The organism is Caulobacter sp. HMWF025 (genome assembly GCF_003060965.1).
Taxonomy (GTDB): domain Bacteria; phylum Pseudomonadota; class Alphaproteobacteria; order Caulobacterales; family Caulobacteraceae; genus Caulobacter.
In genome coordinates, this window is the sequence record NZ_QAII01000049.1 from 1 (window position 1) to 4,010 (window position 4,010).

At 63.9% G+C, this 4,010-nt stretch carries 4 protein-coding genes; all 4 read right to left on the reverse strand.

The window, feature by feature from the left end; translation table 11 throughout:
* Nucleotides 1–60: 60 nt before the first annotated feature.
* Entirely contained in the window at nt 61–369 is a 309-nt protein-coding gene (locus tag DBR10_RS19045) for a hypothetical protein (RefSeq protein WP_158272184.1), read from the reverse strand.
* A gap of 228 nt (nt 370–597) precedes the next feature.
* Nucleotides 598–2,736 carry a polyribonucleotide nucleotidyltransferase gene (gene pnp, locus DBR10_RS06605; protein ID WP_108556219.1) on the reverse strand — a complete coding sequence of 713 codons (2,139 nt, stop codon included), beginning with the start codon at nt 2,734–2,736 and terminating at the stop codon, nt 598–600.
* Nucleotides 2,737–2,978: 242 nt separating this feature from the next.
* Nucleotides 2,979–3,248: a 30S ribosomal protein S15 gene (rpsO, locus tag DBR10_RS06610; protein ID WP_108489248.1), complete on the reverse strand. Its 270-nt coding sequence runs from the start codon at nt 3,246–3,248 to the stop codon at nt 2,979–2,981.
* Between the two features lie 14 nt (nt 3,249–3,262).
* Nucleotides 3,263–4,010, reverse strand: a 748-nt coding sequence (gene truB / locus DBR10_RS06615) for a tRNA pseudouridine(55) synthase TruB (protein ID WP_233243305.1), incomplete at its 5' end; no start/stop codon positions are given.

A 4,010-nucleotide genomic window follows, 5' to 3' on the forward strand; every position in this document is an offset into this window, starting at 1 on the left:
GAAATGTCCCATGCCGACCGAGAACTCCTCACTGCACTCGCTGCGATGTGCGCTCAGTACCTAGAAAACGATGGCGTACTCGATCACCAGTGCATGAGCGCTGGCGAGAAGGCCGTCAGGGTCCTTATCCAGCATGGCCTCGTAACACCGTCGGCGCGAGGTGGCGCCTGGACCGACGCAGGTCGCGCCGTCCTGCGCGATGCGTAGATCTATCCGCGTATGACCTTCACCCGAAAAGTCCTCGACGAAGCGCATCGTCACTCCCGAAACCACGCGCAGGAGCTGGAAGAGAGTGACCTTTGCGGTTGTTTCTACTGCTGCCGGACTTTCATCCCGACGGCGATTGAGGAATGGGCCGACGATGAGCATGCAATTGCATGCTGCCCGCTTTGTGGCATCGACTCCGTACTAGGGGCGGCCTCCGGATTTCCGGTGAGCGATCCCAAATTCCTAAAGGCAATGGCGTCTCGCTGGTTCGGGTAGCATCCGTCCTGCACCGTTCGCCGAACCTGCCCCCCCCCAAAAAAAACGCAAAACGGGCGGCCCCTTTCGGAGCCGCCCGCTGCATTCGATCCGGAAGGTCCGGGCTGAGAAGGCTTACGCCTCTTCGGCCGGGGCTTCCTTCTTGGACAGGTCTTCGCCGGTTTCCTGGTCGACAACCTTCATCGACAGCTTGGTCTTGCCGCGATCGTCGAAGCCGAGGAGCTTCACCTTGACGATCTGGCCTTCCTTCAGCACGTCCGAGGGCTTGGCCACCCGTTCGTTGCTGATCTGGCTGACGTGGACGAGGCCGTCCTTGGCACCGAAGAAGTTCACGAAGGCGCCGAAATCGACGACCTTGACGACCTTGCCGTCATAGATCGCGCCGACTTCAGCTTCCTGCGTGATCGACTTGATCCAGTCGATGGCGGCCTTGATCTTGGCGCCGTCCGAGGCCGAAACCTTGACCGTGCCTTCGTCGTTGATGTCGACCTTGGCGCCGGTGGTGGCGACGATCTCGCGGATCACCTTGCCGCCGGTGCCGATCACTTCGCGGATCTTGTCGGTCGGGATGGTGATGGTTTCGATCTTCGGGGCGAAGTCACCGACCTCTTCCCGCGGCGCGTCCATCGCCTTGTTCATCTCGCCGAGGATGTGCTCGCGACCGCCCTTAGCCTGGGCCAGCGCCTGCTTCATGATCTCTTCGGTGATGCCGGCGATCTTGATGTCCATCTGCAGCGAGGTGAGACCCTCGCTGGTACCGGCCACCTTGAAGTCCATGTCGCCAAGGTGATCTTCGTCGCCGAGGATGTCGGACAGAACGGCGAAGCCGTCGCTCTCGAGGATCAGGCCCATGGCGATGCCCGAGACCGGACGGATCAGCGGAACGCCCGCGTCCATCATGGCCAGCGAGGAGCCGCAGACCGTGGCCATCGAGGACGAGCCGTTCGACTCGGTGATCTCGGAGACCAGGCGGATGGTGTAGGGGAAGTCTTCCTTGGCCGGCAGCATCGGGCGCAGGGCGCGCCAGGCCAGCTTGCCGTGGCCGATTTCGCGGCGGCCGGGGCTGCCCATACGGCCGGTTTCACCGACGCTGTAGGGAGGGAAGTTGTAGTGCAGCAGGAAGGATTCCTTGTAGGTGCCTTCCAGGGCGTCGATGAACTGCTCGTCGTCGCCGGTGCCGAGGGTGGCCACGACGATGGCTTGGGTTTCGCCGCGGGTGAACAGGGCCGAGCCGTGGGTGCGCGGCAGGATGCCGACTTCACCGAGGATCGGGCGCACCTTGTCGACGGTACGGCCGTCGATGCGGATGCCGGTGTCGAGGATGGAGCGACGGACGATGTCGGCTTCCAGTTCCTTGAACACCGAGACCAGCTTCAGCGGGTCGATGCCGGCCGGATTGGCGTCGCTCTTGGCGAAGGTCTCGATGGCCTTGGTCTTGGCGGCGCCGAGCGCGGCAACGCGTTCACCCTTGCCACGGATGGTGTAGGCGGCGGCCAGGTCGGCGCCGACGGCCTTCTTCACTTCGGCCTTCAGGGCGTCGGTGTCTTCCGGCTGGAAGTCGAAGGGTTCCTTGGCGGCGTGTTCGGCCAGCTCGATGATCGCGTCGATCACCGTCTGCATTTCCTTGTGGGCGAAGCTGACGCCACCCAGGACGATCTCTTCCGAGAGTTCCTGGATTTCGCTTTCGACCATCATCACGGCGTCGGCGGTGCCGGCCACGACCAGGTCCATCTTGCTGTCCTTCAGCTCGTCGAGCGTCGGGTTCAGCACGTACTGGTCATTGATGTAACCGACGCGGGCGGCGCCGATCGGGCCCATGAACGGGGCGCCCGACAGGGTCAGGGCGGCCGAGGCGGCGACCATGCCCAGGATGTCGGGATCGTTCTCGAGGTCGTGCTGCAGCACGGTGACGACGACCTGGACTTCGTTCTTGAAGCCCTTGACGAACAGCGGGCGGATCGGACGGTCGATCAGGCGGGAAACCAGGGTTTCCTTTTCCGACGGACGGCCTTCGCGCTTGAAGAAGCCGCCGGGGATCTTGCCGGCTGCGAAGGTCTTTTCCTGATAGTTGACGGTCAGGGGGAAGAAGTCCTGCCCCGGCTTGGCCTTCTTGGCGAACACGGCGGTGGCCAGGACGACGGTTTCGCCCATGGTGGCCAGAACAGCGCCGTCGGCCTGACGGGCGATGCGACCGGTTTCGAGGACCAGCGTCTTGCCGCCCCACTCGATCGTCTTGCGTTTGATGTCGAACATTTTTCTTCTTTCGGTTCCGGAGGACCCATTTCCTACCGGACGGACAGGGGCGGGCGGCCGAAGGGCGGTCCCGAGATTTCCTCATCCAGGTTCGACAGGCGTCCGAAGATCGAGATCCCCGGCGTACAATCGGACCGCCAGTGGCGGATCCGCAGCGACTCCCGTTTCAGCCTGTCTTGAAACGGAGGTCCAAAAGTGCGTTCGGCCGCCCCGCGGGAGCGGGGCGGCCGACTGCGCCAAACCTAGCGGCGCAGACCCAGCTTTTCGATGAGGGCCTGATAACGGGCCGCATCGGACTTCTTCAGGTGGTCGAGGAGGCTGCGACGCTGGGAAACCATCATCAACAGACCACGACGGCTGTGGTTGTCCTTCTTGTGGGTCTTGAAGTGCTCGGTCAGGTTGGCGATGCGCTCGGAGAGGATCGCGACCTGGACTTCGGCGCTGCCGGTGTCACCCTCGGTACGAGCGTGTTCGGCGATAAGAGCGGTCTTGCGCTCGGCAGTGATCGACATCGTGTTGTCTCCGCTCAGGTGAGTTGGAAGACCCGCACCGGATTGAGCTTTCCGGCGCGCATCTCGCACAGGGCCACCAGTCTCTCTCCCGACATGGCGGAAACGGTTCGATCACCGGGCGGAAGCTCGGCTTTCAACGTTTCAACCTGCCTTGGGAGCAGAACGATGGCGCGTCCCTGCGCAAGCCGGAAGGCGTCTTCATCGGTCACGGCCAGCGCCGGGATGTCGTCCAGCGCGGTCTCGACCGGAAGCAATGCCTCCGACAGGCGGGCCTCATAGCTCAAATTCTCAAGAGTTTCCAGCGATATCGCCGCATCCTCGGCGAACCGGCCGACCCGGGTCCGGCGCAGCTGGTCGACATGGCCGCAGGTTCCCAGCATCGCCGCAAGGTCGCGGGCCACGGCGCGGACATAGGTGCCCTTGCCGCAGTCCATCTCCAGCACGATGTGATCGGCGTCGGGGACCTCGATCACGCGCAGGGCGTGGATGCTCACCTTGCGGGTCGCGAGCTCGAACTCCACCCCGTCGCGGGCCAGGTCATAGGCCCGTTCGCCGTCCACCTTGATGGCCGAGAAGTTGGGCGGGATCTGGTCGACCTCGCCGATGAAGGCCGGCAGGGCGGCCTCGACCTGCTCGCGGCTCGGACGCACGTCCGAGGTGCCGGTCGTCTCGCCCTCGCGGTCGAGGGTGGTGGTGTTGCGGCCCCACTGGATGGTGAAGCGATAGGCCTTGTCGGCATCCATCAGGAACGGAACCGTCTTG

What these genes read in the sequence shown, in the direction of transcription:
- DBR10_RS19045 (WP_158272184.1), bottom strand. Translation starts at nt 369, where the DNA reads ATGCTCATCGTCGGCCCATTCCTCAATCGCCGTCGGGATGAAAGTCCG.
- pnp (WP_108556219.1), bottom strand. Translation starts at nt 2,736, where the DNA reads ATGTTCGACATCAAACGCAAGACGATCGAGTGGGGCGGCAAGACGCTG.
- rpsO (WP_108489248.1), bottom strand. Translation starts at nt 3,248, where the DNA reads ATGTCGATCACTGCCGAGCGCAAGACCGCTCTTATCGCCGAACACGCT.